The sequence below is a fragment of the Candidatus Andeanibacterium sp. genome, from assembly GCF_057143545.1.
The window spans coordinates 1-4,561 of record NZ_DBNHSF010000144.1; the positions used below are offsets into that span (position 1 = coordinate 1).

At 65.6% G+C, this 4,561-nt stretch carries 3 protein-coding genes and 1 pseudogene; 1 reads left to right on the forward strand and 3 read right to left on the reverse strand.

Going from position 1 to position 4,561, the window contains the following annotated elements; genetic code table 11:
- From AC16XC_RS08455 to gmd, 3 genes and pseudogenes are all read right to left on the reverse strand, one after another.
- Nucleotides 1-227, reverse strand: a pseudogene (locus AC16XC_RS08455) (CpaF family protein); the annotation flags it as partial.
- A gap of 144 nt (nt 228-371) precedes the next feature.
- Nucleotides 372-1,316: a GDP-L-fucose synthase gene (gene fcl / locus AC16XC_RS08460; RefSeq protein ID WP_484034211.1), complete on the reverse strand. Its 945-nt coding sequence runs from the start codon at nt 1,314-1,316 to the stop codon at nt 372-374.
- Nucleotides 1,313-2,386 carry a GDP-mannose 4,6-dehydratase gene (gene gmd / locus AC16XC_RS08465; protein WP_484034212.1) on the reverse strand — a complete coding sequence of 358 codons (1,074 nt, stop codon included), beginning with the start codon at nt 2,384-2,386 and terminating at the stop codon, nt 1,313-1,315. Before gmd ends, fcl begins: the two co-directional genes overlap by 4 nt.
- A gap of 221 nt (nt 2,387-2,607) precedes the next feature.
- Between gmd and AC16XC_RS08470 the strand changes: the two genes are divergently transcribed.
- On the forward strand, nt 2,608-4,455 hold the full coding sequence (locus AC16XC_RS08470; protein ID WP_484034213.1) for an ABC transporter ATP-binding protein: 1,848 nt from the start codon (nt 2,608-2,610) through the stop codon (nt 4,453-4,455).
- Nucleotides 4,456-4,561: the final 106 nt, after the last annotated feature.

The window sequence follows — 4,561 nt, forward strand, 5'->3', positions numbered from 1 at the left end:
TTGTTGGCGCGGTCGGCCAGCCGCGACATCGCGTCGCCCTGGCCCGCAGGGCCGGCCATGTCCAGCGGATCGGCCGGGACCGGAGGGAATTGTTCGCCGCCCATCGGCGGGGGGGCAGGGCTCTTGCGGCCATCGCCGCCCTTCATCGGCTTTGCGACGCCGAAAGACGACGGCCTCGCACCCGGTGCCATGCCCGCTGCGCCGTTCTTCCGTCCGAATGCGCTCATTCCAGCCCCCGAAAATTCTGCCAATCCAAGTTTCAAACGGATCGCTGCCAGACTGTGGCTGACACCGTCTTCCTCGAAATGGTGAATAAGGAGGAAACCTTGATGATTGGCTAATGGCGAGAAATTGCCGGGAATTTGGCGCGATCAGGCACTCGCAGCGGCACGGAACTCCCGATAGGCGGCCTCGATCCCCTGCCTGAGCGGAATCGAGCGCTGCCACCCCATCGCGGCGAGTTTGGAGCTGTCGAGCAGCTTGCGCGGGGTGCCGTCGGGTTTCGAAGGATCGGTTTCGATTGAACCTTCGAAACCGACGACTTCGGAAACCAGCGCGGCCAGCTCGAGGATCGTCACCTCGTCGCCCGAGCCGACATTGACCGGATCGTATCCGTCATAGGCCTTGAGGAGGAACACGCAGGCATCGGCAAGGTCGTCGACATGGAGGAACTCCCGCCGCGGCGAACCGGTGCCCCAGATCGGAAACGACGCGGCTCCGGCAAGCCGTGCCTTATGCGCCTTGCGGATCAGGGCGGGCAGGACATGGCTCGATTGCAGGTCGTAATTGTCGCCCGGGCCGTAGAGATTGGTCGGCATGGCACTGATGAAATTGCAGCCATATTGCTTGCGATAGGCCTGGCACAGCTTGATCCCGGCGATCTTGGCGATGGCATACCATTCGTTGGTGGGCTCGAGTGGCCCGGTCAGCAGCGCCTCCTCGGCGATCGGCTGCGGGGCCAGGCGCGGATAGATGCACGACGATCCGAGGAACAGCAATTTACCGGTCTGCTGGCGGTATGCCGCCTCGATCACATTGGCCTCGATCATGAGGTTGTCGTAGAGAAACTCCGCAGGAAGCGTGTCGTTGGCGAGAATGCCGCCGACCTTGGCGGCCGCCAGGATCACTGCGTCCGGCGCATTGGCGGCAAACCAGTCGCGCACCGCGGCCTGTTCGCGCAAGTCCAGCCCGCGCGGTGCCGTCAGGATTTCGCATTCCTCGGTTTCGAGGCGGCGGACGAGCGCCGAGCCGACCATGCCCTTGTGGCCCGCGACATAGACGCGCTTCCCTGCAAGTTCGAACACGGCTTCGCTCATGATCCCTTGCCGATCGGCGCGTCGCGCATGGTGACAAGGTCGGCCTCGACCATTTCGCGGGCCAGCTCGCGGGCCGAGGTTTCGTGCTTCCAGCCGAGCTTTGCCTGGGCCTTGCTGGGATCGCCGATCAGCAAATCGACTTCGGTGGGCCGGAAATAGCGCGGATCGACTTCGACCAGGCACTTGCCCGTCTTCGCGCAGTAGCCCTTTTCGTCGATCCCTTCACCTTTGAATTCCAGTGGAATTCCAGCATCTTCGAAGGCCCAGCTAACAAAGTCGCGAACGGAGTTGGTCTCGCCGGTCGCCAGTACGTAATCGTCGGGTTCGTCCTGCTGCACGATCATCCACATCCCGCGGGCATATTCCCTCGCATGGCCCCAGTCGCGCCGGGCATCGAGATTGCCGAGATAGAGCTTGTCCTGCCGGCCGAGCGCGATCGCCGCCGCGGCGCGGGTGATCTTGCGGGTGACAAAGGTTTCGCCGCGCAGCGGGCTCTCATGGTTGAACAGGATCCCGTTCGAGGCGTGCATGCGATAGGCCTCGCGATAGTTGACCGTGATCCAGTAGGCATAGAGCTTGGCCACGCCATAGGGCGAGCGAGGATAGAACGGCGTGGTCTCGCTTTGCGGGACCTCCTGTACCAGGCCGTAAAGTTCCGAGGTCGAGGCCTGGTAGAACCGGGTCCTGCCTTCGAGCCCGAGGATGCGGATCGCTTCGAGCAGGCGCAAAGTGCCGACCGCGTCCGAATTCGCGGTGTATTCGGGTGTCTCGAAACTGACCTGGACATGGCTCTGCGCGGCGAGGTTGTAGATCTCGTCGGGCTGGACCTCCTGCACGATGCGGATGAGGTTGGTCGCGTCGGTGAGGTCGCCATAATGGAGGAAGAAGCGCTGGCCGGCGCTGTGCGGGTCCTCGTAGATATCTTCCACCCGTCCGGTGTTGAAGGACGAGGAGCGGCGCTTGATCCCGTGCACCTCGTAGTCCTTGTCGAGCAGGAACCGGGCGAGATAGGCCCCGTCCTGCCCGGTTACGCCGGTGATTAGGGCGCGCTTGCCAATTCGGTCGGCCATCTTCCTGGAATGTCCCTTTCCTCGCGATATCGCAGAACCGGTTAGCCCCAAGGGTGGCCTTCGCCAAGGCCGGCCGGGAAAGCGCCCGATGAGTTTGGGGATAACCGGACATTTCGGACGCGATCCGCAATTGCCGCCACAGGCAAGCGTTGAAAGTCGCGGCCCGCTCGCTTGCGCGGGTTCCGGCGGAAAGCTAGGGCGAGGGCCCTGGAGCGGGCAGTATGATCCTATTCGAGACATTCCGGGACTTGTGGCGCCTGCTCGACCGGGCGGGACGGGTCAGGGCGGCGGGACTGGTCGTGCTGCTGGCGCTTTCCGGAGCGCTCGAGATCACCGGGATGTTCTTCCTGTTCGGCTATATTGCCGTGCTTGGCGGGGCCGATCACGGGGGGCAGCTGGCAATCGTCACCGACCTCTACCAGGCGGTCGCCGGGAGCTACGCGGGCGCGCAATTCGCGATTGCCGCGGGGCTGGTGCTGGTCGGGATCTTTGCGATCAAGAACGCGCTGTGGCTGCTGTCCTCCTTCGCCCTGCTGCGGTTCGTCATGAAGCGTTACGAGAAGGTCGCGACGGCATTGTTCGACGGCTACCAGGACATGCCGCTCGAGCTCCTGCGCCAGCGAGGGACCCTGGAGCCCGCGCAGGTCCTCAATTCGGTCCTGATGGTGTTTCGCTCCGCCTTCAGGCCGCTGCTCCTGGCCGCCGCGGACATCGCGATAGTGCTGGCGATGCTGGCGGCGCTGCTGCTGGTGATCGACCCCGGCCTGGTCCTCGGCTCGGGCCTGATTCTCGGGATCACCGCCGCGGCGTTCCTGGCCGTGACGCGGAGGATCTCGACCTCGCTGGGCGAACGCGTCCGCAAGGCCCAGATCGCGCTATCCACGGTGATGAACGAGGCGCTTGGCGGGATGCTCGAAGTGCGGCTGGCGGGGCGGCAGGACGTCATGCGCGGCCGCTTTGGCGAGGTGGCCGGCGAATTCGCGCTCGCCGACCGCCGCATCCGCGCGCTGGAGATGGGCCCGCGCGCGCTCAACGAGCTGGTCCTCGCGGGCGGCATCGCGCTCGCGGCGACCTGGTTCGCGTCGAGCGAAGGCGGTCTTGCGGGCGCGCTGCCGACACTCGCCGTGCTCGGTTTCGCGGGCCTCAGGATCACCGCGGCGACCTCGCGGCTGACCCAGGAGATGCAGCAGATAAGCCAGGCGAGGGACGCCCGCACGCGGATGATGGACGCATTGGCCCGCGCCGCGCCGCAGCTGCTTGGCGGCGCCGCCGCGGGGATCGCCCGCGAGGCCGATCGCGACCTCGACCTGCCGCTCCCCGCCGGGGCTTCCCCGACCCTGGCGGATGCGATCAGGCTCGAAGGCGTATCCTTCACCTATCCCGAGGCGGCGAGCGCGGCGATCGACAATGTTTCGCTCGCCATTCCGGCGGGCAGCTTCACCGCCTTTTGCGGCCCTTCCGGAGGGGGCAAGTCGACCCTCGCGCTGATCATCATGGGCCTGCTGCGGCCGCAGGCCGGCACCGTCACCTGCGACGGCTGGGAAATCCAGCGCCATCTCTCGGCGTGGCATTCGCAGATCGGCTATGTCGGGCAGTCGCCGTTCATCTCGGGGCGCTCGGTGCGCGAGAATGTCGCGCTCGGGCTGCGGCCGGAGGAGATCGACGACGAGGCGGTCTGGCAGGCGCTCGAAGCCGCGGCCATCGCCGATTTCTTCCGCGGCAAGCCGCGCCGGCTCGAAACGCCGCTCGGGCAGGAAGGCGGCCTGCTTTCGGGCGGCCAGCGCCAGCGGGTGGCGATCGCCCGCGCGCTCTATCGCCATCCCGCGGTGCTGGTATTCGACGAAGCGACCGCCGCGCTCGACACGGCGACCGAACGCGAGGTTTCCGAAGCGATCGCCCGGCTGCGCGGCGACCGGACGGTGATCGCGATCGCCCACAGATTGACGACGATCGAGGCGGCCGACACGATCCACCTGGTCGAGGGGGGAAGGATCGTGGCGAGCGGGAGGTACGAGGAGTTGCTCGGTGACAATGAAAAATTCAGGGACCTGGCAGGAGTCAGGTTCTGACTGATTGCGCGGCAAGTCGCTGAATTATGGTCAAAGCGCCCGTCGTCGTAGGAATCATCGTAAACCACTTCTTGTGGATACTGACCGTGCCGCAAGTGCTCGGGAT